Consider the following 22,235-nt stretch of genomic DNA (forward strand, 5'->3'; position numbering starts at 1 on the left):
GCGTCCCCCTTGGACGTGGTCGGCTCCGGCACTCCGTGACGCTACTCCGATGTCCGCATCCCGAGCAGATCCGTCTCACATTCCGGAGGATCGGCCGATGCGGGCCCGGACCGCGCCTGGCCGCCGTACCGTGGAGGCGCCCCCGACAGAACGGTCCCCGCCCATGCCCGGCTCGCGCCCCTTCGTCCTGCTCAGCGCCGCCGTCTCGCTCGACGGCCACCTCGACGACGCCTCCGCCGAACGGCTGCTGCTCTCCAACGCCGCCGACTTCGACCGGGTCGACGAGGAGCGCGCGGCCGCCGACGCGATCCTGGTCGGCGGCAACACGCTGCGCGCGGACAACCCCCGGCTGCTGGTCAACGACCCCGGGCGCCGGGCCGCCCGACTGGCGGCCGGCCGGCCCGAACACCCGCTGAAGGTGACCCTCAGCGCGAGCGGCGCGCTCGACGCCGGCCTGCGGTTCTGGCACACCGGCGGCGCCAAGCTCGTCTACAGCACGGACGCCGGGGCGGCGGTGCTGCGCCCGGGGCTGGACGGGTCGGCCGAGGTGGTCGCGCTGGGCGACGCGGTGGACCTCGGCGCGGTGCTGGACGACCTGGGCGCGCGCGGAGTGCGCCGGCTGATGGTCGAGGGCGGCGGCGGCGTGCACACCCAGTTCCTGTCCCAGGGGCTGGCGGACGAGCTCCAACTGGCCGTCGCCCCCCTGCTGGTCGGCCAGGCCGAGGCACCCCGGTTCGTCGGCCCGGCCGCGTTCCCGGGCGGCCCGACCCGGCGGATGCGGCTGCTGGAGGCACGTACCGTGGGCGATGTCGTCCTGCTCAGGTACGCCCCGAAGGAGCCCGCGCCGTGACCGAGCCCGCCACCGCCGCCGACCTGGACCACCTGCGCCGGGCCGTCGAGCTCTCCCGCCGCTGCCCGCCGTCCGAGACGGCCTTCTCGGTCGGTGCGGTGATCGTCGGCGCCGACGGCACCGTCCTGGCGGAGGGCTACAGCCGGGAGTCGGACCCGCACGACCACGCCGAGGAGGCGGCGTTGGCCAAGCTCCCGGCGGGCGACCCCCGGCTGCGCGGCGCGACCGTCTACAGCTCGCTGGAGCCCTGCGGGCAGCGCGCCTCCCGGCCGACGCCGTGCGCCCGGCTGCTCCTCGCGGCGGGCGTCCCGCGCGTGGTCGTCGCCTGGCGCGAGCCGGACCTGTTCGTCACCGACTGCCAGGGCACCGCCCTGCTGACGGCGGCCGGCGTCGAGGTGCTGGAGCTGCCGGAGCTGGCCGAGGAGGCCCGGGCGGTCAACGCCCACCTGCTCGGCTGACCCCTCCCACCGCCCCCTCCACGTCCACCGCCCTTCCACCGAGGAGCTTCCCCGTGCCCACCACCCCCGTACGGCTGACCGCCCGCGCCCTCCTCCTGGACATGGACGGCACCCTGGTCGACTCCGACGCCGTGGTCGAACGCTGCTGGAGCCGCTGGGCCGAGCGGCACGGCCTGGATCCGGCCGAGGTGCTGGCCGTCGCCCACGGACGCCAGGGCCACACGACCATGGCCGCCTTGCTGCCCGAGCGCCCGGTCGAGGCCAACCTCGCCGACAACGAGCGGATGCTCGCCGAGGAGCGCGCCGACACCGAGGGCGTCGTGCCGGTGCCCGGGGCGCCCGCCTTCCTCGCCTCGCTGGCAGGCCTCCCGCACGCCCTGGTCACCTCCGCCGACGAACCGCTCGCCCGGGTCCGGATGGCCGCCGCCGGCCTCCCGCTGCCGCCCGTCCTGATCACTGCCGAGTCCGTCGGCGCCGGCAAGCCCGACCCCGAGGGCTTCCTCAAGGGCGCCGCCGCCCTCGGCTTCGCCCCCGCCGACTGCCTCGCCTTCGAGGACTCCGGCGCCGGCATCGCCGCCGCCAAGGCCGCCGGCACCCGCGTCGTCGGCGTCGGCCCCCGCGCCCTCCCCCACCACCCGGACGCCCACGCGGCCACCCTCACCACCATCACCGTCACCCCCACCCCGGACGGCTTCCTCACCGTCACCGTGGCCTGACCCCCGAAAACCACGACCGCCCGGCCCCACGCACGCGGGGCCGGGCGGTCCGGTGTTCGGCGATCACACGTTGAAGCGGAACTTCCATCACGACGCTGTGACCTGCGGAAACGTCAACCCTGGCGGCCCAGGTCAGCATGGAATCAGCACAGTGATTCGAACTCGCGGCCAGCCATCAGTAGTGGTACCGGGCGGCCAGAACGATGATCTCCCGGTCCGTCACCAAGTAGACGAGGCGGTGCTCGTCGTCGATCCTCCGCGACCAGGCCCCGGGCAAGTGGTACTTCAGCGGCTCGGGCTTGCCGATGCCAGTGAACGGATCGCGCAGCACGTCCTCAATGAGCCTGTTGATCCGGGCGAGCATCTTGCGGTCGCTCTTGAGCCAGGACGTGTAGTCCTCCCAGCCCTGCTCCTCGAAGACGAGCCTCACTCGGCAGCCCGCCCGGCATCAGCCGAGTCGGGGTCGACGAGTGCGCGCTCGGAGAGCCCTGTGCCGTTCAGTGCGTTGTCGTACGCCTTGAGCAGACGACGCGCGTTCGCCGGCGAACGCAGGAGGTACGAGCCCTCACGCAGGGCAGCGTAGTCCTCGGCGGAGACGAGCACGGCATTTCCGTGCTTGGAGACGATCTCGATGGCATCGTGATCCTCGTTGACCTTCTTGATCAACGGGAAGAGATCCCTGCGGGCCTCGCTCGCGGTGATGGACATGAGGCGTACCCCCTTCGGCGAGTGGTACCGGATAACGTACCACTCAAGTGGGTGCGACCGGCCGAAGAAGTCAGCACCAAGTCAGCACGGAAACCGGACCGGGGCCCGCCCCAAGAGAAGCGGACCCCGTCCGACCTGCGCATTCGACAGATCGAGCTATCCCCGAGCAATCAGACGATCACACGTTGAAGCGGAACTCCACGACGTCGCCGTCCTGCATGACGTAGTCCTTGCCCTCGATGCGGGCCTTGCCCTTGGCACGGGCGTCGGCGATGGAGCCGGCCTCGACCAGGTCGGCGAAGGAGATCACCTCGGCCTTGATGAAGCCCTTCTGGAAGTCGGTGTGGATGACTCCGGCGGCCTCGGGGGCGGTGGCGCCCTTCTTGATGGTCCAGGCGCGGGTCTCCTTGGGGCCGGCCGTCAGGTAGGTCTGGAGGCCGAGGGTGTTGAAGCCGACCCGGGCGAGGGTGGCCAGGCCGGGCTCCTCCTGGCCCATGGACTGGAGGAGCTCCAGGGCCTCGGCGTCGTCCAGCTCGATCAGCTCGGACTCGATCTTGGCGTTCAGGAAGATCGCCTCGGCCGGGGCGACCAGCTCGCGCTGGGCGTTCTTGAAGTCCTCGTCGGCCAGCTCGGCCTCGTCCACGTTGAAGACGTAGAGGAAGGGCTTGGCGGTCAGCAGGTGGAGGTCGCGGATCGGGGCGGTGTCGAAACCGGCCTCGAAGAGGGTCTTGCCGGTCTCCAGGATCGCCTGCGCGGCCTCGGCGGCGGCCAGCACGGGGGCGGTGTCCTTCTTGAGGCGCGCCTCCTTCTGGAGCCGCGGCAGGACCTTCTCGATGGTCTGGAGGTCGGCCAGGATCAGCTCGGTGTGGATGGTGTCGATGTCGTCCTTGGGCGACACCTTGCCGTCCACGTGCACCACGTCCGGGTCGGTGAAGGCGCGCACGACCTGGCAGATCGCGTCCGACTCGCGGATGTTGGCGAGGAACTTGTTGCCCAGGCCCTCGCCCTCGCTGGCGCCGCGCACGATGCCCGCGATGTCGACGAAGTCGACGGTGGCCGGGAGGATGCGCTGGGAGCCGAAGATCTCGGCGAGCTTGGCCAGGCGCTCGTCCGGGACGCCGACGACGCCGACGTTCGGCTCGATGGTGGCGAACGGGTAGTTGGCCGCCAGCACGTCGTTCTTGGTCAGGGCGTTGAACAGGGTCGACTTGCCGACGTTCGGCAGGCCGACGATTCCGATCGTGAGCGACATGAAGCGCAGTCCCGTGGGCTTGGAGGAGTTGGGTCGGCACCGTACGGGCCGACCCCCAAGTCTACGGGCAGGCCCCGCCCCGGCTCACGCCTCGGTCGCCACCCCGGCGCCCCCGTCCGCGCCGCACGAACGTGACATCGGTCATGTCGCTCCCCCATCGAAGGGCGCGCGAACGGACCCGGTGATCACCGAGCGTCGGTGCTGCCACGCAGGTCAGCACGCCTGAATGCCCATCACTTCGCTACTCCGCCCGGAGACACGGGGCGAGGCCGGAACGGTGCATTACACAGTGTGGCGATGATCGGACCGTACGTTGGGCGGGTGGAGCAGAGCATCCGTACCCAGCCGCCAGGGCCCAGACGCCGTCCGCCGACCGGCTCGTCCGCAGCCGCCGTCCCCGGGCCAGGCCGGGCTCCGGGGGCCGCCGGGACCCCCGCCGCGCCCTCCTCCCGGCTGCGCCCGGCGGCAGCCCCGTCCGCCGCCCGCCCGGCCGGTCCGCGGCTGCGCCTGCCGCTGCGCGGCCGCGGGCGCGGCGAGGAGCCGTCGTACGGCGGGCGGCGCGCCGGCCGGCCGACCCGGCTGACGGCCGTCGGCACCGGCGTGCTCGCCGTGCTCGCGACGCTCGCGGTGGCGGGCCTGGACCGGGTGCTGTTCGACGGCCTGGGCTGGCTGTTCGGCCTCGGCTACCTGGTGGTCTGCTTCCAGCTGGCCGTCCGGGTGCGCTACGCCGACCTGCTGGCCGCGCCGATCAGCGGGCCGATCGCCTTCGCCCTCGCGCTGCTGCTGCTCGAACCGGTGAAGTCCTCGGGCGTCACCGCCCAGGTGGTCTCGCTCGCGACCGGGCTGGCGCTGCGCGCCGACTGGCTGTTCACCGGCACCGGGCTGGCGGCGCTGATCGTGCTCGCCCGGTTCGTCGCCCAGCGCCGGTTCCACCGCTCCCGCTGAGACCGGCCCGGCTCACCGGCCCGGCCCACCAGCCCGGGACCGGCCCGGCCCCCTCAGCCGCCCGCCCGGGCCGCCGCCATGGCGGCCCCGACGATGCCCGCGTCGTTGCGCAGCGCCGCCGGCACCACCCGCGCCTCGCGGGCCTTCAGCAGCGGCAGGAACTTCTCGTGCTTGCGGCTCACCCCGCCGCCGACCACGATCAGCCGCGGCGAGAACAGCTTCTCCACCAGGTCCAGGTACTCGTCGACCCGCCCGGCCCACTGCTCCCAGCTCAGCTCGTGCCGCTCCTTGGCGGCCGAGGAGGCCCGGCGCTCGGCGTCCTTGCCGCGCAGCTCCAGGTGGCCCAGCTCGGTGTTGGGCACCAGCGCGCCGTCCACGAAGAGCGCGCTGCCGATGCCGGTGCCGAAGGTGAGCACCAGGACCACGCCCGTCTCGCCCCGGCCGGCGCCGTGCGCCAGCTCGGCCACCCCGGCCGCGTCCGCGTCGTTCAGGACGGTCGCGGGCATCCCCAGCGCCTGGCTGAAGAGGCCCGCCGCGTCGAGGCCGATCCAGCCCTGGTCCATGTTGGCCGCCGTTCTCGTACGGCCGTCGACGACCACGCCGGGGAAGGTCAGCCCGACCGGTCCCTGGTGGTCGAACCGGCGGACGACCTCGCAGACGGCGGCGACCACGGCCTCGGGGGCGGACGGCTGCGGGGTGAGCACCTTGTGGCGCTCCTCGGTGAGCGCGCCCCGGGCGAGGTCGACGGGCGCGCCCTTGATCCCCGAGCCGCCGATGTCCACGCCGAATACCGCCGTCATCACGTCCACCCTCCGCCGTCGGCCGCGGACCCGTTCGTCCCCGGCCGGTGAATTGTCCACAGCCTGTGCACAAAGCTACGAGAGGCCGGGCGGGGCCGCACCGCAAGGCGGCGGCACGACGACGAACCGATCCGACGGAGACCCGGTCCGACGGAGAACCCACCCGCCGGGAACCCGCCCGCCGGAGGACCCGCACAGAACGCACGACACGGCACCCCCGTCGAAGGAGCACCCCGCACAGCAGGGAACCCGGCACCCCGCACGGGGCACCGGGTTCCTCACGACCGGCTCAGAGCTTGCCCGCCGCCTCGGCGCGCAGGTCGCGGCGCAGTTCCTTGGGCAGCGAGAAGGTCAGGTGCTCCTCGGCGGTCTTGACCGTCTCGACGGTGTCGAAGCCGCGCGCGGCCAGCAGGTCCAGCACGCCCTCGACCAGGATCTCCGGCACCGAGGCGCCGCTGGTCAGGCCGACCGTCTCGACGCCCTCCAGCCACTCCTCCCGGATCTCCTCGGCGAAGTCCACCAGGTGGGCGGCCTTGGCGCCGTACTCCAGGCCGACCTCGACCAGGCGGACGGAGTTGGAGGAGTTCTTGGAGCCGACCACGATCAGCAGGTCGGTCTCCGGGGCCATCTTCTTGACCGCGACCTGGCGGTTCTGGGTGGCGTAGCAGATGTCGTCGCTGGGCGGGCTGACCAGCGCCGGGAAGCGCTTCTTCAGCTCACCGACGGTGGCCATGGTCTCGTCCACGGACAGGGTGGTCTGGGACAGCCAGACGACCTTGGACTCGTCCCGGACCTGGACGGCCGCGACGTCCTCGGCGCCGTCCACCAGGTGGATCCGGTCCGGGGCCTCGCCCATGGTGCCGATGACCTCCTCGTGGCCCTCGTGGCCCACCAGCAGGATGTCGAAGCCCTCGTCCGCGAAGCGCACGGCCTCCTTGTGCACCTTGGTGACCAGCGGGCAGGTGGCGTCGACGGTGGCGAGCTTGCCGGCCCGCGCCTCGTCGTGGACGGACGGGGCGACGCCGTGCGCGGAGAAGACGACGATCGAGCCCTCGGGCACCTCCTCCGTCTCGTCGACGAAGATCGCGCCCTTCTTCTCCAGGGTCTGCACCACGTACTTGTTGTGGACGATCTGCTTGCGGACGTAGATGGGGGCCCCGTACTGCTCCAGGGCCTTCTCCACGGCGATCACGGCGCGGTCGACTCCCGCGCAGTAGCCCCGGGGGGCGGCGAGCAGGACACGGCGCTGCGCGGTCTTGGACATGGCCCCATCGTACGGGCGGCGGCAAGCGGTGTCTGCCCGTCCGCTCTCCGGCGGGGAGCCACACCGGCGTCCGGCAGGAAGCCACGCCGGCCTCCGACGGGAAGCCGCGCCGACATCACGTGATTTCCGCGCAGACCCGGTCAATGGCGCTCAAAATATGGTCTTTATGAGCCCTGTGAGCGAGCAGGAGACGTCCGGCGGCCTGCGCCGCAGCCTGGGCGTCCGCGATCTGATGGTCTACGGACTGCTGTTCATCGCGCCGATGGCCCCGGTCGGCGTCTTCGGCGTGCTGGACGCCAAGAGCCACGGCGCCGTCGCCACGGTGTACCTGGCCGCGACGGTGGCGATGGGCTTCACCGCCCTGTCCTACGCCCAGATGGTGCGCGCGGTGCCGCAGACCGGCTCGGTGTTCGCCTACGCGCGGGCCGGGCTGGGCGAGGGGCCGGGCTTCATCGCCGGCTGGATGGCGATGCTCGACTACCTCCTGATCCCGGCCGTGGCCTACCTCTTCTCCGGGATCGCGCTGAACTCGCTGGTGCCGGGCGTCTCGCGCTGGGTGTGGACGGCGCTCGCGGTGGTGGTGACCACCGCGCTCAACCTGATCGGGGTGCGGACGGCGGCGGTGGTCGGCTTCGCGGTGCTCGCGATGGAGATCGCGGTGCTGGCGGTGTTCGTGGTGGCGGCCGTGGTGGTGCTGACCCAGGACGGCGCCCGGCGCGGCTGGGACACCCCGTTCACCGCCGTGGGCGGCTTCTCGCTGACCGCGGTGATCTCGGCGGTGTCCGTCGCGGTGCTCTCGTACCTGGGCTTCGACGCGATCGCCACCTTCGTGGAGGAGGCGGTCGGGGCCTCGGCGGCGGTCGCCCGGGCGGTGCTCTGGTGCCTGGCACTGGCCGGTCTGCTGTTCGTCGCCCAGACCTACCTGGCGGCACTGCTGGAGCCGCTGGGCCCGGAGCAGCTGGCCGCCGATCCGGCGGCGCAGGGCTCGGCCTTCTACGACACGGTGGAGAGCGGCGTCGGGCACTGGCTGCACGTGCTGGTGGCGGCCAGCAAGGCGATCGGCGCGGCCTTCGCGGCCCTGGCCGGGCAGGCGGCGGCCGGGCGGCTGGTCTTCGCGATGGGGCGGGCCGGACGGCTGCCGCGCTTCCTCGGCTCGGTCGACCCGGCCAGCGCGGTGCCGCGCCGGGCGCTGCTGGTGGCCGCGGCGATCACCATGGCGGCGGCGGTGTGGGCGGCGAACCGGGACGACGGGCTGGACCAGCTGACCTCGGTGGTGAACGTGGGCGCGCTGACCGCCTTCGCGCTGCTGCACGCCTCGGTGGTCGGCTGGTACACCGTCCGGCACGGCTCGCGGGACCGGCTGCGGCACCTGGTCGTCCCGGTGCTCGGGATCGCGGTGATCGGGGCGGTGGTCTACGAGGCCTCGACGACGGCGCAGACCGTCGGGGCGGTCTGGCTGGCGGTCGGCCTGGCGGTGCTCGCCGTCCAGGGCGCCGCCGCCGGGGGTGTCGGCGAACGCCGCTAGGGTCGTCCGCATGGCCAACACCAGCTCCCCCGAAGCGCCGCTCCCGGTCGGCAAGGTCTCCGCGCTGATCGGCGGCTGGATCGACCGGCTCGGCGCGGTCTGGGTGGAGGGGCAGATCACCCAGCTCAGCCGCCGCCCCGGGGCGGGCGTGGTGTTCCTGACCCTGCGCGACCCGCAGGCCGACGTGTCCCTCACGGTGACCTGCTTCCGCTCCGTCTTCGACCAGGTCGCGGACGTGGTGCAGGAGGGCGCGCGGGTCGTCGTGCACGCCAAGCCGGAGTGGTACGCGGCGCGCGGGCAGCTGTCGATGCGCGCCTCGGAGATCCGGCCGGTGGGTCTGGGCGAGCTGCTGGCCCGGCTGGAGCAGCTGAAGCGGCGGCTCGCCGGGGAGGGCCTGTTCGCCGCCGAGCGCAAGAAGCCGCTGCCCTTCCTGCCGCAGTGCGTCGGGCTGGTCACCGGGCGGGGCTCGGCCGCCGAGCGGGACGTCCTGGAGAACGCCCGGCGGCGCTGGCCGGCCGTCCGCTTCGAGGTGCGCAACGTCCCGGTGCAGGGGGTCAGCGCGGTGGAACGGGTGAGCGCGGCCGTGCGGGAGCTGGACGAGCACCCCGAGGTGGACGTGATCGTCGTGGCGCGCGGCGGCGGCAGCGTGGAGGACCTCCTGCCGTTCTCGGACGAGTCCCTGGTGCGGCTGGTCGCGGCCGCCCGTACGCCGGTGGTGAGCGCGATCGGGCACGAGCCGGACCAGCCGCTGCTGGACTTCGTCGCGGACCTGCGCGCCTCCACCCCGACCGATGCCGCCAAACGGGTGGTTCCGGACGTCGGCGAGGAGCTGGCCAAGGTCCGCCAGCTGCGCGACCGCGCCCGCCGGCACGTGCTGTCCCGGGTCGAGCGCGAGCAGCACGGACTGGACGGGCTGCGCAGCCGCCCGGCGCTGGCCGCCCCGCACCGGATGCTGGACGGGCGCGGCCAGGAGGTGGACGGCCTGCTGGAGCGGGCCCGGCGCACCCTGCGGCACCGGCTGGACCACGCGCAGAGCGACCTCGGGCACACCCTGGCCCGGGTGGTGGCGCTCTCCCCGGCGGCCACCCTGGAGCGCGGCTACGCGGTGCTCCAGCGGGCGGACGGCACCGTGGTGACCGATCCGGCGCAGGTCGAGGCCGGGGAGGAGCTGCACGCCCGGGTGGCGGGCGGCGGCTTCGACGTCACGGTGCGGCCCGGCGGGGAAGGCCGGTAGGAGCCCCGGCCCGGAAGGGGCCCGGCCAGGAGACCCCCGACCCGGAAGGGGACCGGCCCAGGAGACCACCGACCCCGAAGACCCGCGCCCCCGTGAAGAGCCCCCGGCCCGGCAGGAGACCGGCCCCAGGAGACCACCGACCCCGAAGACCCGCGCCCCCGTGAAGAGCCCCCGGCCCGGCAGGAGACCGGCCCCAGGAGACCACCGCCCCCGAAGACCCGCGCCCCCGTGAAGAGCCCCCGGCCCGGCAGGAGCCGCGCGTCCGGGCTCAGTGGGAGCGCTGCCGGGAGAGCGCCACGGAGTGCTCGCCGAAGCCGAGGCTGCGGTAGAGCGCCTCGCCGCCGCTGGTGGCGTGCAGGTCGATCCGGCCGACCCGACGGCTGTCGAACCAGTCGAGCAGCGTCTGGGTGCAGGCCCGGGCGTACCCCCGCAGCCGGTGGCCGGGGTCGGTGCAGATGTTGAAGACGAAGCCGAACAGGCCCTCCGGGTTGCCGGGTGCGGGCAGCCGTTGTTCCAGGGTGCCGACGGCGCAGGCGGCGAGCCGGCCGGGCCGGTCGGGGTCGTCCACCACGAAGGACGGCATGGTCAGCTCCTCGGCCGGAACGGCCAGGCGCTCCCTCAGGATCCGCTCGGCGGTGGCCTGCCAGGGCCCCGGACCGGCCACGGCGGCCATGCTGGGCATCGCCTCGAACATCAGGTTGCGCAGCCGGACGAGTTCGGCCGCGTCGGCCGGGACGGCGGGTCGTACGGTGATCATGCGGCGGAGGCTAGCGCCGCGGCCGAGCGGGCGCACCCGGGTTTCCGCCCCGCCGGAGCCGTCCCTGTCGCCCCCAGCCCCTACGCTGGCACGCATGGCAGAGCAGCAGGAACAGCGGCAGGACGCGACGGCACCGAACCCGGACGACTCGCTGGGCTACGAGCACGCCCGGGACGCGCTGCTGGACGTGGTCCGGCAGCTGGAGAACGGCGGGACGTCGCTGGAGGAGTCGCTGGCGCTGTGGGAGCGCGGCGAGCAGCTGGCGAAGGTGTGCCAGCGCTGGCTGGACGGCGCCCGGGCCCGGCTGGACGCCGCGCTGGCCGCCGAGGAGGGGCAGGCCGCGGGCGGGGAGTGAACCGGGCCGGAACGTGAGCCAGGTCACACCCGCTTGGGGAATCGTTGAATCTTCACCTATGTTGGTGGAAGTGACCGGCCGCGGCCGATCACACCGACGAAACCCATTTCCGCATGAGGTGCAGAAGCATGACCACCGACGCCCTGGTACTCGACGCCGCCGCCCAGGACCTGCTGTTCCGCGAGGCCCGCACCGCGAACACCTTCACCGACGAGCCGGTCACCGAGGAGCAGGTCCGGGCCATCTACGACCTGGTCAAGTACGGTCCGACCGCCTTCAACCAGCAGCCGCTGCGCGTCGTCCTGGTCCGCTCGGCCGAGGGCCGCGAGCGCCTCGTCCAGCACCTCGCGGACGGCAACAAGGCCAAGACCGCCGCCGCCCCGCTGGTCGCCATCCTCGCCGCGGACAACGAGTTCCACGAGGAGCTGCCGACCCAGTTCCCGCACTTCCCGCAGGCCAAGGACGTCTTCTTCTCGGAGCGCAGCGTCCGTGAGCAGTCCGCCACGCTGAACGGCGCCCTCCAGGCCGCCTACTTCATCATCGGCGTGCGCGCCGCCGGCCTGGCCGCCGGCCCGATGACCGGCTACGACGCCGAGGGCATCAACAAGGAGTTCTTCGCCGAGGGCGACCACTCGGTGCTGGCCGTCGTCAACATCGGCAAGCCGGGCGAGGACGCCTGGTTCCCGCGTTCGCCGCGCCTGGCCTACGACGAGGTCGTCACCACCGTCTGATCGGCGCCCCGCGCGGAAGGGCCCCGCACCGGTTCGTCCGGTGCGGGGCCCTTCCGCGTGCGCGGGGCGGTGCGGGGTGGCGCGAGCCCTGCCCGGGGAGACGCGAGCGCGGGCGCGGGGCCCGCGCGCGGCGCGAGCGGCGGGTTCGCTACTTGAGCGCCTGCGCCAGCTCGGCCAGTTCCTCGTAGGAGGCGGTGCCGGTGAGCAGGGTGGTGCCGGAGCCGGTCTGGGCGGTCAGCGCGCGGTCCTTCTCGCCCTGCACCCGCTCCCAGGAGCGGCCGGCCACCTCGGCGGTGCCGTCCGGCTGGGCGCCCTTCACGTGGTCGGCCAGCAGCGAGTCGCGCGGCGCGTCGCTCTGCTCGATCGCCGCGTACTGGCCGGAGGGCGTCACGAAGCCCAGGTGCCAGGCGTTGCCCTTGCCGTTGTTCTCGGAGGCCGGCCGGTAGCTGACCGAGTTGGCCCGCCACTTGTCCGACAGCCCCTCCGGGGCGAGCAGCGGGTACGGCGCGGCCCGCTTGGCGGAGGCCGCCTCCACCTGGTACCCGACCACGCGCACCGGGTCGCCGCCGTTGCCGTGCGGGAGGAACAGGTACCCGATCCAGACGACGAAACCGACGGCCAGCATCGACAGGACCATGTCCCGTACGGTCTGCCGACCCCTCATGCCCTTGCTGTCTGCTGCCACCCCCACATGGTGACTCATCCACATCCCGCGGCGGCCACCAGGGGTGTCCACGAACGGGTGATACGGGACGAACCGGTCGTTTCCACCACAGAGCAGCGACCCGCGCCACAGACAGTCATCTCATGGGCAGATACGATCGCAATACCCTCACCACGGCGTTCGACCTGGCAGTAGTCGGGCGCTCACTGGTCGTCGCGTACAGAGAGGTAACGACGATGTCCACGCAGTACCCGCACCACCTTCCCAGTGCCCTGGAGGTCGCGCCCGAGGCTCCGGACCGGAACCTCGCGCTCGAACTCGTCCGGGTCACCGAGGCGGCGGCGATGGCCGCCGGCCGGTGGGTCGGCCGCGGTGACAAGAACGGCGCGGACGGCGCCGCCGTGAAGGCGATGCGCACCCTCGTCTCGACCGTGTCGATGAACGGCATCGTCGTCATCGGCGAGGGCGAGAAGGACGAAGCCCCGATGCTCTACAACGGCGAGCGGGTCGGCGACGGCACCGGCGCCGAGTGCGACGTCGCCGTCGACCCGGTGGACGGCACCACGCTGACCGCCAAGGGCATGAACAACGCGGTGGCCGTGCTGGCCGTCGCCGACCGCGGCACCATGTTCGACCCCAGCGCCGTGTTCTACATGGACAAGCTGGTGGCCGGCCCGGAGGCGGCCGAGTTCGTCGACATCACCGCCCCGCCGACGGTCAACATCCGCCGGGTCGCCAAGGCCAAGGGCAGCGCCGTCGAGGACGTCACCGTCGTCGTGCTCGACCGCCCGCGTCACGACGGCCTGGTCCGGGAGATCCGCGAGGCGGGCGCCCGGATCAAGTTCATCTCGGACGGCGACGTGGCCGGCGCCATCATGGCCGCCCGCGAGGGCACCGGCGTCGACCTGCTGATGGGCGTCGGCGGCACCCCGGAGGGCATCATCGCGGCCTGCGCCATGAAGTGCATGGGCGGCGTGATCCAGGGCCGGCTGTGGCCCAAGGACGACGCCGAGCGCCAGAAGGCCCTGGACGCGGGCCACGACCTGGACCGGGTGCTCACCACCAACGACCTGGTCAGCGGCGAGAACGTGTTCTTCGTCGCCACCGGCATCACCGATGGCGAGCTGCTGCGCGGGGTGCACTACCGCTCGGAGACCGCCACCACCAGCTCGCTGGTGATGCGCTCCAGGAGCGGCACCATCCGCGAGATCAACTCCACCCACAAGCTCTCGAAGCTGCGGGCGTACAGCGCGATCGACTTCGACCGCGCCAACTGAGGCCCGGGAGAACGCACTGGCGGCCCCGGCGGAATCCACTTCCGCCGGGGCCGTGGCGTGTCCGGCCGGCTCTGCGGCCCGCCGTCACCCGGCTATCCGGCGCCGCGCGGCCGCCGTCGCCCGGGCCGCCTCGCGCAGCTCCGCCTCCCGGCGGCGGCGCCGGGCCAGCACCACCCGCCGCTCGGCGGCCGTCAGCCCGCCCCAGACCCCGTAGGGCTCGGGCTGCGCCAGCGCGTGCTCACGGCACTCCAGCAGCACCGGACAGCGGGCGCACACCTGCTTGGCCTGCTCCTCGCGCGACAGCCGGGCCGCCGTCGGCTCCTTGGAGGGGGCGAAGAACAGCCCCACCTCGTCCCGCCGGCACGCCGCGCCGGTGTGCCAGGGGTTGTCCTCCCCCGCGGGGACACCCGCCGGGCCGCCCGGGGGCTGCGGCTGCGGCCGGACGCCGGGGCGGCGCTCCAGGACCTGCGCGGCTGGCGAGGTGGTGCGGGACTCGATCGGATGCAGCACGGCCGTACTCCTGACGAGGCTCTCGGACACGGGGAACCCTCGCTCCCGTGCCGGCTGCGAGCCCCCGCTGTCGAACGCCGGCACGGCCGCTCGGCCGCCTCCGGTGCGCAGCCGTACAAGAAGCGATGTGCGGAAGGAACTACCCCACCCGGCCGCGATTCATGCACACTGCACGCAATCGACTACACAGCGCACCCGCCACAACGCCGAGCGCCCGACCGGGAGTTGGTTCCCGGTCGGGCGCCGCGCAGGTCAACGGCGGTCAGTCGGTGCCCAGTTGGCGGCGCACCCACTCCTTCAGCTTCTTGCCCCGGCGCGGCTTGGCCTCGCAACCGCCGAACAGCGCAAGGCCCTTGACCCGGACAACCGGAGCGTACGGGTCCGCCGCGGTCGCCTCGCGGACGTCGAAGCCGCCGAAGATGCCGATGCCGGAGCCCTGGAGGCTGACGTTCTCCGGCACCCGGACCTGGACCCCGCCGAAGATCGCCGTCACCGTGATCTCCACCTCGGGGGACTCGAACACGGCGTCGGTCAGGTCGATCTCCACCCCGCCGAACGCGGCGAAGGCGCTCAGGTGCGAGCCCACCCGCCAGCGGCCCTTGCGGGCGGCGCCGCCGAAGACGGCCACCACCATCGGGGACTCCTGGCGCGCGGGCGGCTGCGGCGGGTGCGCGGGCCGCGCGGCGTCCAGCGGCGGCTTCTCGAAGGACAGCGGGCGGGCCGGCAGGTCCCTGGTCAGCGGCGCGAGGTCGCCGACGGTCTTCGCGGCGTAGGCGGCCTCGATCCGGTCCGCGTGCTCGTCCGCGTCCAGGCGGCCCTCGGCGTAGGCGTCCCGCAGCAGCTCCGCGACCTTCTCGCGGTCGGCGTCGGAGACCCGCAGCTGCGCCTCCGCCACCGGCGCGTGCGGCCGTGGCGCGGCCTCGGGCTTGGGTTCGGGCTTGAGTTCGGGCTTGGTCATCGGTACGGGCGCCGGCACCGGCGGCTGCCCCGAGTCATCGTGCGACGGCGAGTTGTCCACGGGGTCAGCCTAGTCGCTCGCACTCCTGCGCGAGTGAGCCCGGTCACGCAAGGCTGCCCTGTCCGCAGGACGGCTCCCGCCGGGTCCTACCCTGGATGGTGCTTCGCCGACGCAGCCGGACCAACTGGATAGCTAAGGACCGCCCCCATGGCTCCCACGCCAGACTTCGAGTACAGCGACCTGCTCCCCCTGGGCGCTGACCCGACCCCGTACCGCAAGCTCACCTCCGAGGGTGTCTCCACCGTCGAGGCCGGCGGTCGCACCTTCCTCCAGGTCGAGCCCGAGGCGCTGCGGCTGCTGACGGCCGAGGCGATGCACGACATCTCGCACTACCTGCGCCCGGCCCACCTCGCCCAGCTGCGCCGCATCCTGGACGACCCGGAGGCCAGCCCCAACGACCGCTTCGTCGCGCTCGACCTGCTGAAGAACGTCAACATCTCGGCCGGCGGCATCCTGCCGATGTGTCAGGACACCGGCACCGCGATCGTCATGGGCAAGCGCGGCCAGAACGTGCTGACCCAGGGCGGCGACGAGTCCGCGATCGCCCGCGGCGTGTACGACGCGTACACCAAGCTCAACCTGCGCTACTCCCAGATGGCCCCGGTGACCACGTGGGACGAGAAGAACACCGGCAACAACCTGCCGGCCCAGATCGAGCTGTACGCCACCGACGGCGACGCGTACAAGTTCCTGTTCATGGCCAAGGGCGGCGGCTCCGCCAACAAGTCGTACCTGTACCAGGAGACCAAGGCGATCCTGAACGAGGCGAGCATGCTCTCGTTCCTCGAGCAGAAGATCCGCTCGCTGGGCACTGCGGCCTGCCCGCCGTACCACCTGGCCATCGTGATCGGCGGCACCAGCGCCGAGTTCGCGCTGAAGACCGCCAAGTACGCCTCGGCGCACTACCTGGACAACCTGCCGACCTCCGGCAACGCCAGGACCGGCCACGGCTTCCGCGACCTGGAGCTGGAGGCCAAGGTCACCGAGCTGACCCAGAAGATCGGCATCGGCGCCCAGTTCGGCGGCAAGTACTTCTGCCACGACGTGCGCGTGGTGCGCCTGCCGCGGCACGGCGCCTCGCTGCCGGTCGCGATGGCCGTCTCCTGCTCCGCCGACCGCCAGGCGCTCGGCAAGATCACCGCCGAGGGCGTGTTCCTGGAGCAGCTGGAGACCGACCCGGCGAAGTACCTGCCGGACACCACCGACGAGGCCCTGCTGGTCAGCGGCTCCGCCGGGGGCGACGACGGCGTGGTGCGCGTCGACCTCAACCAGCCGATGTCCGCGATCCGCGCCGAGCTGTCCAAGTACCCGGTGAAGACCCGGCTCTCGCTCACCGGCACCCTGGTCGTCGCCCGCGACATCGCCCACGCCAAGATCAAGGAGCGCCTGGACGCCGGCGAGGGCATGCCCAAGTACCTCCAGGACCACCCGGTCTACTACGCGGGCCCGGCCAAGACCCCGGAGGGCTTCGCCTCCGGCTCCTTCGGCCCGACCACGGCCGGCCGGATGGACTCCTACGTGGACCAGTTCCAGGCGGCCGGCGGCTCGATGGTCATGCTCGCCAAGGGCAACCGCAGCAAGCAGGTCACCGACGCGTGCGCCCGGCACGGCGGCTTCTACCTCGGCTCGATCGGCGGCCCGGCCGCCCGTCTCGCCCAGGACTGCATCAAGAAGGTCGAGGTGCTGGAGTACGCCGAGCTCGGCATGGAGGCGGTCTGGCGCATCGAGGTCGAGGACTTCCCGGCCTTCATCGTCGTCGACGACAAGGGCAACGACTTCTTCCGCGAGACCACCGAGGGCCCGCTGATCACCAACCTGCGGGTCCGCTCCAAGGAGTAGGGCGCGCGAGCAGACCCACGCGCCTCACCACCGCCCCGGCCGCCCCTGCGGCCGGGGCGGTTCGCTCGCCGGTCGCCTCGCCCCGGCGATCCGGCCGGCCACCGGTCGCGCCGGACCGACGACGGGCACCGACCCGCGCCCTGGGCGGACGAGAAGGAGGCGAAGATCCTCGGGCCCGCTACCTCCGTCGGTAGCGGGTGCCACGCCGAGCCCGGGCTCACGCGTCGAAGTCGTACTCCAGGACGTAGGAGGCGGCGTCGAGGATCATCTCGTTGAGCTCGACGACCTGGCCGTCGTCGGCGAAGGCGGTGCGGCAGATCAGGATGACCGGAGTGCCGGCGGAGAGCTCCAGGCGGGCCGACTCCTCCGCGCCGGGCATCCGGGAGCGGACCTCCTCGCGGAAGTGCACGGGCTTGGCGCCGATCTCGGCCAGCCGGGCGTAGGTGCCGCCCGGGCCCGTGTCCTCCCGGGTGATGGCGGTGCCCGCGACGAGGACGGCGGGCAGGTAGGAGGTCGAGAGCAGCACCGGCTTGCCGTCCAGCACGAAGCGGCGGTGCCGCACGCACATCGGGGCGCCGGGCTCGACCCCGAGCACCCGCGCCACGTGCTCGGGCGCGCCCTGCTCGGTGACGGACACCTGGTCAACCACCAGGCTGCGGTTGTCGATGTCCGCCGACCATATCGACCGGCCGGACCCCCACTGCCCCTGTGCCAGCCGCTGGATGCCCCGCCGGCGCAGCGGCCGGAAGTCCCGGACGAACACCCCGGCCCCGCGGCGCGCCTCGGCGATGCCCTCGCTCTGCAGCACGCCCAGCGCCTGGCGGGCGGTCATCCGGGCCACGCCGTACTCGTCCATGAGGTCGTTCTCACCGGGCAGGCGGTCCCCCGCGCGGTACCGGCCGGCGTCGATGGCCGCCTTCAGGGCTTCGGCGATCCGCTGGTACTTGGGCTGCTTGTCGCCACTGCTGCCGGTCATCGCCGCTCCCTCTGCCTGGGACAAATCGTAGGCGTGCCCCCGGGTCGCCGGTAAGGAGATACGACGGACCGTTGACATCTCTAGAGATATTAGCTTCTCTAGAGATGCTGGGACACGCCGAAAGGAGCAGGCGGTGAGCACCCGACAGCGCGACACCTCGACCTACCGGCCACACGCGGGTGAACTCGTCCTCGACCGGAGGACCGGACGCACCGGCATCTACATGGACACCCTCGGGGGCGAGCTCTACCTGCGACCCGAAGGCGGCGGCCGGGAATGGACCGCCGAACCGCACCAGGTCTCGCCCGTTCCCCGGCCCCGCGATTCGACTGAATGGGATCATTCGCGGTAATAGCGGCAAAATCCACGCAAACCGCAGCATTCAGGACTCGGCAATCCCCCCGGTGAATCCGGAATTCCGGAACGCCCCACACTCGCCGTCGGGCACGTTACGGAGGCTGCCGGTCACCATGCGTGCACCAGGAGCGAGAATCGGCCACCAATCGGCCGCCCCGATGGGCCCGCACACGAATTGGCGCGCGCATAACCAGCGGCGCCCCCGTGCCCGGGCGGGGGCACGGGGGCACTCGGCCAGAACGGCTTACGGGTTGCCGCCGACCGCGTTCTCCGGCCGGTACGGGCCGCCCGGCTCGCCGGTGGCCGGCCCGACGGGCTCCTTGATGTACTGGCTCTCGTCCCCGAACGAGCCGTTCTCGAACGCGTTCTTCTCCGCGTCGGTCGGCGCGGTGTACTCGGTCGGGTTCGAGGCCGCGATCACTGCGTCCTCCACAGCCTTGCCCGCCTCCACAGCAACGGCCGGGGTGCCGGTCGGCGCCGTGTTCTCGGGCGTCGACAGCACCGGGGTCTCGCTCTGGTCATTGGCCATTGGGCGGCCGCCTTTCGGTCATCAAATGTGTTCAGCCCGACCTCTGTGGCGCGGGCGCGCGGACAGTATCGTAGGGTTGATTAAATGTCCGATAAACATCGTGCGGCTTGCGGCGCCGTCCGGCAGAGTCGGGCGTCCGCCTAAGGTGAAGCACCACGGCGGACCGCCGAGCGCCCGTTCACGGAATCGACACCACAGGCCATCGGGGGACTTCATGGAGTTTCGGGAGACGCCGCAGACCCCTGCGCTGCGCTTCCAAGTCCTCGGTCCGGTCCAGGCCTGGCTCGACGGCGCCCCCCTCTCCCTCGGTTCCCCCCAGCAACAGGCCGTCCTGACCACCCTTCTGCTGCACTCCGGACGCCCGGTCGCCACCCAGGACCTGGTCGACGCGCTCTGGGGCGACCGGCCCCCGGCCCAGGCGGTCGCCGCGCTGCGCACCTACGTCTCCCGGCTGCGCTCCGTCATCGAGCCCCGGCGCGAGGTGCGCCGTCCCGCCGAACTGCTGGTCTCGGTCGCCGACGGCTACGCGCTGCGCATCCCGGGCGAGGCCCTCGACCTGACGGTCTTCGAACGGCTCTGCGCCGAGGCCGCGACCGCCCGCGCCGCGGGCGACAAACACGAGGCGCACCGGCTGCTGGCCGAGGCACTGGCGCTGTTCAGCGGACGCCCGCTCACCGGCGTCCCCGGCCCCTACGCCGACACCCAGCGGCTGCGGCTGGCCGAGCGCCAGGTGGCCGCCACCGAGGAGCTGTGCGCCGCCGCACTCGACATCGGCCTGCACGCGGAAATCGTCGGAGAGCTCAACAACCTGACGACGGAACACCCGCTGCGCGAGCGGCTGCGGGAGCTGCTGATGCTGGCGCTGTACCGCTGCGGCCGTCAGGCCGAGGCCCTCGGCGTCTACACCGACACGCGCAAGCTGCTGATCGAGGAGCTCGGGGTCGAGCCGGGCGTCGGCCTGTCCACGATGCACACCCGCATCCTGGCGGCAGACCCGACGCTCGCCCTCCCGGCCCTGCCGGAGGTGGTGGCCAAGGACCGCCCGACCGTCCCGGCACCCGCGCAGCTCCCGGCCGACGTCCTGGACTTCAGCGGCCGGACCGAGCTGGTGACCGACCTCTCGGCGGTCCTGAAGAACGCCACCGGCCAGGCCGTGGTGGTCACCTCGCTGGCCGGCATCGGCGGCGTCGGCAAGACCACCCTCGCGGTGCACGTCGCCCACCGGGTCCGCACCGAGTTCCCGGACGGACAGCTGTACGTCGACCTGCGGGGCGCCGGAGCCTCACCGGCCGATCCGGCCGTCGTCCTCGGCGACTTCCTGCACGCGCTCGGCGTCACCGAGAACCCGGAGTCCCTGGAACAGCGCTCGGCCCTCTACCGCTCCCTGCTCGCCAACCGGCGGATGCTGATCCTGCTGGACAACGCGCGGGACGCCGACCAGATCCGGCCGCTGATCCCGGGCGTCTCCGGCAGCGCAGTGCTCGCCACCAGTCGCTCCAGGCTCGCCGGCATCCCCGGCGCACAGCTGTTCGACGTCGAGGAGCTGACCCCGCAGGAGGCGCTGGCGCTGTTCTCGACCATCGTCGGCGAGCAGCGGGTCGCCGCCGAGCCGGAGGCGGCCATGGCGGTCGTCACCGCCTGCGGCTTCCTGCCGCTGGCCGTCCGCATCGCCGCCGCCCGGCTGGCCAGCCGACCCCGGTGGAGCGTCTCCGACCTGGCCCGTCGGTTAGCGGACCAGCGCCGCCGGCTGGACGAGCTCCAGCTCGGCAACCTCGCCGTGGAGACCACCATCGGACTCGGCTACGGACAGCTGTCCGAGGCCGAGGCCCGGGCCTTTCGGCTGCTCGCCCTGATCGACTCCCCCGACATCCCGCTGGCGGCCGCCGCGGCGCTGCTCGGCGTGGACGAGTACACCGCCGAGGACCTCGCCGAGGCGCTGGTCGAGGCGAACATGCTGGAGTGCTTCACCCCCGGCCGGTACCGGTACCACGACCTGCTCCGGCTCTACGCCCAGCGGCAGAACGAGCGGATCGGCGACGCCGGGGAACAGGAACAGGCCGTCCACCGGCTGCTCGACCTGCTGATCCCGACCGTGCGGAACGCGGCCCAGGTGATCGAGCCGGACGAACCCGTGATCGAACAGCTGACCGCACTCACGTCGCCGGGGCTCGACCTGCCCACGAGTCATGCCGCACAGGACTGGCTGCGTACCGAGGGCGGTCTGTTGCTCAGCACCATCGAGGCCGCCGCGAGCGGCCCCGGCGCCCTGCAGCGCGCAGCCATCGACCTGTTGAACTACCTGATCAGCATCGACCCGGACCCTACCCGCGGCCCCCGAGCGCTCCGGTCCCTGGAGACCATCGGTGCGGACGCGCGTCGTCGTGACGACTCGGCTGCGCTCGCCCGGGTGCACTTCGCCCGCGGCACCCTCCAGTCCGACACCAGCGACTTCCAGGGGGCCGAACGGTCCTTCCGCCGGAGTCTGGACCACCAGGCGCCGGACGACGCGACCTTCCTGCTCCTCGCCACGGCCAACATGCTGGGCGTGATGCTGAACGTCGGCAACCGTCCGGCCGAGGCCCTGTTGTTCTACGAACAGGCCCGTGCCACCAGCCAGGCCGTCGGCGCACCGACGGCCGAGGCGCGGGTGGTCAGCAACATGGCCCGGGCGCAGCACCGGCTCGGCATGACGGAGACGGCGATCCAGTACGCCGGCGAGGGTGTCGCCGCCGCCCGGGAGTCCAAGAACGGCCCGCTGCTCGCGCAGACGCTCTACCAGCTCGGTGTGGTGCTATCCGGCGCCGAGGCCCTCCCGCACCTGAGGGAGGCGCACGAGCTGTACCAGTCGCAGCAGAACCCCCTGTGGAGGGGTTACACCCTGGCCCGCCTCGCCACCGCCCTGCTCGCGGCCGGGCAGCCCGCCGAGGCCGCCGAAGCGGCCGGCGAGTCCCTGGCGATCGCCCAGGAGCTGGACACCGCCTACGGCCAGGGCCTGGCGAACGCCGCGCTCGGCGAGGCGCTGCTGGCGCTCGCCCAGCCGGCCCGTGGACTCGCGTGCCTCCAGGAAGCGCACGCGATCTTCACCCGGCTCGGTGTGCCGGAGGCCTCCCCCGTGGCGGACCTCATCTCCCAGCAGCACACCGAGCCCTTCCCTCCCCCCGCGCCGTGAGGTCTCCGCTCCCCCCGTGGAGACCCCTCCCCCCGTTCGGCGCGTCGACGCTCCCGCAGCCCCCCGGCTGCGGGAGCGCCCTCAACGCTTCCCCGGCGCTGGACACCACTGTGCCCCGCGCCGATTGACGTTCGATAAACGCCGGATAGTCAGCCTTCGGGTCGGCGAAACCGCAGCTCATCGACTCTGCGATGGCGCATCGTCCGGCGCGCGCGGCCCGGCGCACAACCCGGCCCACACCCCCGTGCTTCCGCAACCCCGGTCACATCCGCCCAAGCACGGCGAGTTGGCCGGAAAGGGA

21 protein-coding genes and 1 pseudogene are annotated in these 22,235 nt (G+C 72.8%); 11 read left to right on the forward strand and 11 right to left on the reverse strand.

What is annotated here, in order from left to right:
- Positions 1-163 precede the first annotated feature (163 nt).
- A pseudogene (locus tag ACZ55U_RS10740) lies at positions 164-1,308 on the forward strand (dihydrofolate reductase family protein).
- Positions 1,309-1,409: 101 nt separating this feature from the next.
- Positions 1,410-2,024 (forward strand): HAD-IA family hydrolase, encoded by a 615-nt coding sequence (locus tag ACZ55U_RS10745; RefSeq protein WP_465524903.1) that lies wholly within the window; start codon positions 1,410-1,412, stop codon positions 2,022-2,024.
- Between the two features lie 175 nt (positions 2,025-2,199).
- Here the strand turns inward: ACZ55U_RS10745 and ACZ55U_RS10750 are convergent, their stop codons facing one another.
- The 3 genes from ACZ55U_RS10750 to ychF form a co-directional block, all read right to left on the reverse strand.
- Positions 2,200-2,454, reverse strand: a complete 255-nt coding sequence (locus ACZ55U_RS10750) for a Txe/YoeB family addiction module toxin (protein ID WP_465524674.1) — start codon at positions 2,452-2,454, stop codon at positions 2,200-2,202.
- Entirely contained in the window at positions 2,451-2,732 is a 282-nt protein-coding gene (locus ACZ55U_RS10755) for a type II toxin-antitoxin system Phd/YefM family antitoxin (RefSeq protein ID WP_465524676.1), read from the reverse strand. The genes ACZ55U_RS10750 and ACZ55U_RS10755 overlap by 4 nt, the downstream gene beginning before the upstream one ends.
- Positions 2,733-2,910: 178 nt before the next feature.
- Complete coding sequence (ychF, locus tag ACZ55U_RS10760; RefSeq protein WP_465524678.1) at positions 2,911-3,984, reverse strand: redox-regulated ATPase YchF; 1,074 nt, start codon at positions 3,982-3,984, stop codon at positions 2,911-2,913.
- Positions 3,985-4,305: 321 nt separating this feature from the next.
- Between ychF and ACZ55U_RS10765 the strand changes: the two genes are divergently transcribed.
- Positions 4,306-4,929, forward strand: coding sequence for a DUF6542 domain-containing protein (locus tag ACZ55U_RS10765; protein ID WP_465524680.1), 624 nt, complete (start codon positions 4,306-4,308; stop codon positions 4,927-4,929).
- A gap of 53 nt (positions 4,930-4,982) precedes the next feature.
- On the opposite strand, the gene ppgK is transcribed toward ACZ55U_RS10765, so the two are convergent.
- Both ppgK and ACZ55U_RS10775 read right to left on the reverse strand, forming a co-directional pair.
- Entirely contained in the window at positions 4,983-5,729 is a 747-nt protein-coding gene (gene ppgK, locus ACZ55U_RS10770) for a polyphosphate--glucose phosphotransferase (RefSeq protein WP_465524682.1), read from the reverse strand.
- A 289-nt stretch (positions 5,730-6,018) separates the two neighbouring features.
- Complete coding sequence (locus ACZ55U_RS10775; RefSeq protein ID WP_465524684.1) at positions 6,019-6,993, reverse strand: 4-hydroxy-3-methylbut-2-enyl diphosphate reductase; 975 nt, start codon at positions 6,991-6,993, stop codon at positions 6,019-6,021.
- Between the two features lie 166 nt (positions 6,994-7,159).
- Between ACZ55U_RS10775 and ACZ55U_RS10780 the strand changes: the two genes are divergently transcribed.
- Together ACZ55U_RS10780 and xseA are read left to right on the forward strand one after the other, a co-directional pair.
- Positions 7,160-8,518, forward strand: coding sequence for an APC family permease (locus ACZ55U_RS10780; RefSeq protein ID WP_465524686.1), 1,359 nt, complete (start codon positions 7,160-7,162; stop codon positions 8,516-8,518).
- Positions 8,519-8,528: 10 nt separating this feature from the next.
- Entirely contained in the window at positions 8,529-9,752 is a 1,224-nt protein-coding gene (gene xseA / locus ACZ55U_RS10785; protein WP_465524688.1) for an exodeoxyribonuclease VII large subunit, read from the forward strand.
- Positions 9,753-10,020: 268 nt separating this feature from the next.
- Here xseA and ACZ55U_RS10790 read toward each other — a convergent pair whose 3' ends face one another.
- Positions 10,021-10,509, reverse strand: coding sequence for a GNAT family N-acetyltransferase (locus ACZ55U_RS10790; RefSeq protein ID WP_465524690.1), 489 nt, complete (start codon positions 10,507-10,509; stop codon positions 10,021-10,023).
- 94 nt (positions 10,510-10,603) lie between these two features.
- Between ACZ55U_RS10790 and ACZ55U_RS10795 the strand changes: the two genes are divergently transcribed.
- Together ACZ55U_RS10795 and ACZ55U_RS10800 are read left to right on the forward strand one after the other, a co-directional pair.
- A complete protein-coding gene (locus ACZ55U_RS10795; protein WP_465524692.1) occupies positions 10,604-10,864 on the forward strand; it encodes an exodeoxyribonuclease VII small subunit in 261 nt (86 codons plus the stop codon).
- Positions 10,865-10,992: 128 nt separating this feature from the next.
- Positions 10,993-11,595: a malonic semialdehyde reductase gene (locus tag ACZ55U_RS10800; RefSeq protein WP_465524694.1), complete on the forward strand. Its 603-nt coding sequence runs from the start codon at positions 10,993-10,995 to the stop codon at positions 11,593-11,595.
- Between the two features lie 148 nt (positions 11,596-11,743).
- Here ACZ55U_RS10800 and ACZ55U_RS10805 read toward each other — a convergent pair whose 3' ends face one another.
- Entirely contained in the window at positions 11,744-12,280 is a 537-nt protein-coding gene (locus ACZ55U_RS10805) for a DUF4245 domain-containing protein (RefSeq protein WP_465524696.1), read from the reverse strand.
- Positions 12,281-12,495: 215 nt separating this feature from the next.
- Between ACZ55U_RS10805 and glpX the strand changes: the two genes are divergently transcribed.
- Positions 12,496-13,536: a class II fructose-bisphosphatase gene (gene glpX, locus ACZ55U_RS10810; RefSeq protein WP_465524698.1), complete on the forward strand. Its 1,041-nt coding sequence runs from the start codon at positions 12,496-12,498 to the stop codon at positions 13,534-13,536.
- A gap of 84 nt (positions 13,537-13,620) precedes the next feature.
- On the opposite strand, the gene ACZ55U_RS10815 is transcribed toward glpX, so the two are convergent.
- Entirely contained in the window at positions 13,621-13,998 is a 378-nt protein-coding gene (locus ACZ55U_RS10815) for a WhiB family transcriptional regulator (protein ID WP_465524905.1), read from the reverse strand.
- A gap of 310 nt (positions 13,999-14,308) precedes the next feature.
- On the reverse strand, positions 14,309-15,064 hold the full coding sequence (locus ACZ55U_RS10820; protein ID WP_465524700.1) for a DUF1707 SHOCT-like domain-containing protein: 756 nt from the start codon (positions 15,062-15,064) through the stop codon (positions 14,309-14,311).
- 147 nt (positions 15,065-15,211) lie between these two features.
- Here ACZ55U_RS10820 and ACZ55U_RS10825 point away from each other — a divergent pair, with 147 nt between their 5' ends.
- Complete coding sequence (locus ACZ55U_RS10825; RefSeq protein WP_465524702.1) at positions 15,212-16,903, forward strand: fumarate hydratase; 1,692 nt, start codon at positions 15,212-15,214, stop codon at positions 16,901-16,903.
- A gap of 217 nt (positions 16,904-17,120) precedes the next feature.
- Here ACZ55U_RS10825 and ACZ55U_RS10830 read toward each other — a convergent pair whose 3' ends face one another.
- Complete coding sequence (locus tag ACZ55U_RS10830) at positions 17,121-17,879, reverse strand: GntR family transcriptional regulator (protein WP_465524704.1); 759 nt, start codon at positions 17,877-17,879, stop codon at positions 17,121-17,123.
- Between the two features lie 133 nt (positions 17,880-18,012).
- Here ACZ55U_RS10830 and ACZ55U_RS10835 point away from each other — a divergent pair, with 133 nt between their 5' ends.
- Entirely contained in the window at positions 18,013-18,231 is a 219-nt protein-coding gene (locus ACZ55U_RS10835; protein ID WP_465524706.1) for a hypothetical protein, read from the forward strand.
- Positions 18,232-18,480: 249 nt separating this feature from the next.
- Here ACZ55U_RS10835 and ACZ55U_RS10840 read toward each other — a convergent pair whose 3' ends face one another.
- Positions 18,481-18,765, reverse strand: a complete 285-nt coding sequence (locus tag ACZ55U_RS10840; protein WP_465524708.1) for a hypothetical protein — start codon at positions 18,763-18,765, stop codon at positions 18,481-18,483.
- 214 nt (positions 18,766-18,979) lie between these two features.
- On the opposite strand from ACZ55U_RS10840, the gene ACZ55U_RS10845 reads away from it, so the two are divergent.
- The gene (locus tag ACZ55U_RS10845) at positions 18,980-21,934 is read left to right on the forward strand and encodes an AfsR/SARP family transcriptional regulator (protein WP_465524710.1); all 2,955 of its coding nucleotides are present in this window, start codon (positions 18,980-18,982) and stop codon (positions 21,932-21,934) included.
- The last annotated feature ends 301 nt before the right edge of the window (positions 21,935-22,235 follow it).

This window comes from Kitasatospora sp. NPDC034533 (assembly GCF_055575155.1).

Coding starts and splice junctions, on each gene's coding strand:
- ychF (WP_465524678.1), bottom strand. CDS start 3,984: ATGTCGCTCACGATCGGAATCGTCGGCCTGCCGAACGTCGGCAAGTCG.
- ACZ55U_RS10755 (WP_465524676.1), bottom strand. CDS start 2,732: ATGTCCATCACCGCGAGCGAGGCCCGCAGGGATCTCTTCCCGTTGATC.
- ACZ55U_RS10795 (WP_465524692.1), top strand. CDS start 10,604: ATGGCAGAGCAGCAGGAACAGCGGCAGGACGCGACGGCACCGAACCCG.
- ACZ55U_RS10800 (WP_465524694.1), top strand. CDS start 10,993: ATGACCACCGACGCCCTGGTACTCGACGCCGCCGCCCAGGACCTGCTG.
- ACZ55U_RS10830 (WP_465524704.1), bottom strand. CDS start 17,879: ATGACCGGCAGCAGTGGCGACAAGCAGCCCAAGTACCAGCGGATCGCC.
- ACZ55U_RS10790 (WP_465524690.1), bottom strand. CDS start 10,509: ATGATCACCGTACGACCCGCCGTCCCGGCCGACGCGGCCGAACTCGTC.
- ppgK (WP_465524682.1), bottom strand. CDS start 5,729: ATGACGGCGGTATTCGGCGTGGACATCGGCGGCTCGGGGATCAAGGGC.
- ACZ55U_RS10840 (WP_465524708.1), bottom strand. CDS start 18,765: ATGGCCAATGACCAGAGCGAGACCCCGGTGCTGTCGACGCCCGAGAAC.
- ACZ55U_RS10825 (WP_465524702.1), top strand. CDS start 15,212: ATGGCTCCCACGCCAGACTTCGAGTACAGCGACCTGCTCCCCCTGGGC.
- xseA (WP_465524688.1), top strand. CDS start 8,529: ATGGCCAACACCAGCTCCCCCGAAGCGCCGCTCCCGGTCGGCAAGGTC.
- ACZ55U_RS10745 (WP_465524903.1), top strand. CDS start 1,410: ATGGACGGCACCCTGGTCGACTCCGACGCCGTGGTCGAACGCTGCTGG.
- ACZ55U_RS10845 (WP_465524710.1), top strand. CDS start 18,980: ATGGAGTTTCGGGAGACGCCGCAGACCCCTGCGCTGCGCTTCCAAGTC.
- glpX (WP_465524698.1), top strand. CDS start 12,496: ATGTCCACGCAGTACCCGCACCACCTTCCCAGTGCCCTGGAGGTCGCG.
- ACZ55U_RS10775 (WP_465524684.1), bottom strand. CDS start 6,993: ATGTCCAAGACCGCGCAGCGCCGTGTCCTGCTCGCCGCCCCCCGGGGC.
- ACZ55U_RS10780 (WP_465524686.1), top strand. CDS start 7,160: ATGAGCCCTGTGAGCGAGCAGGAGACGTCCGGCGGCCTGCGCCGCAGC.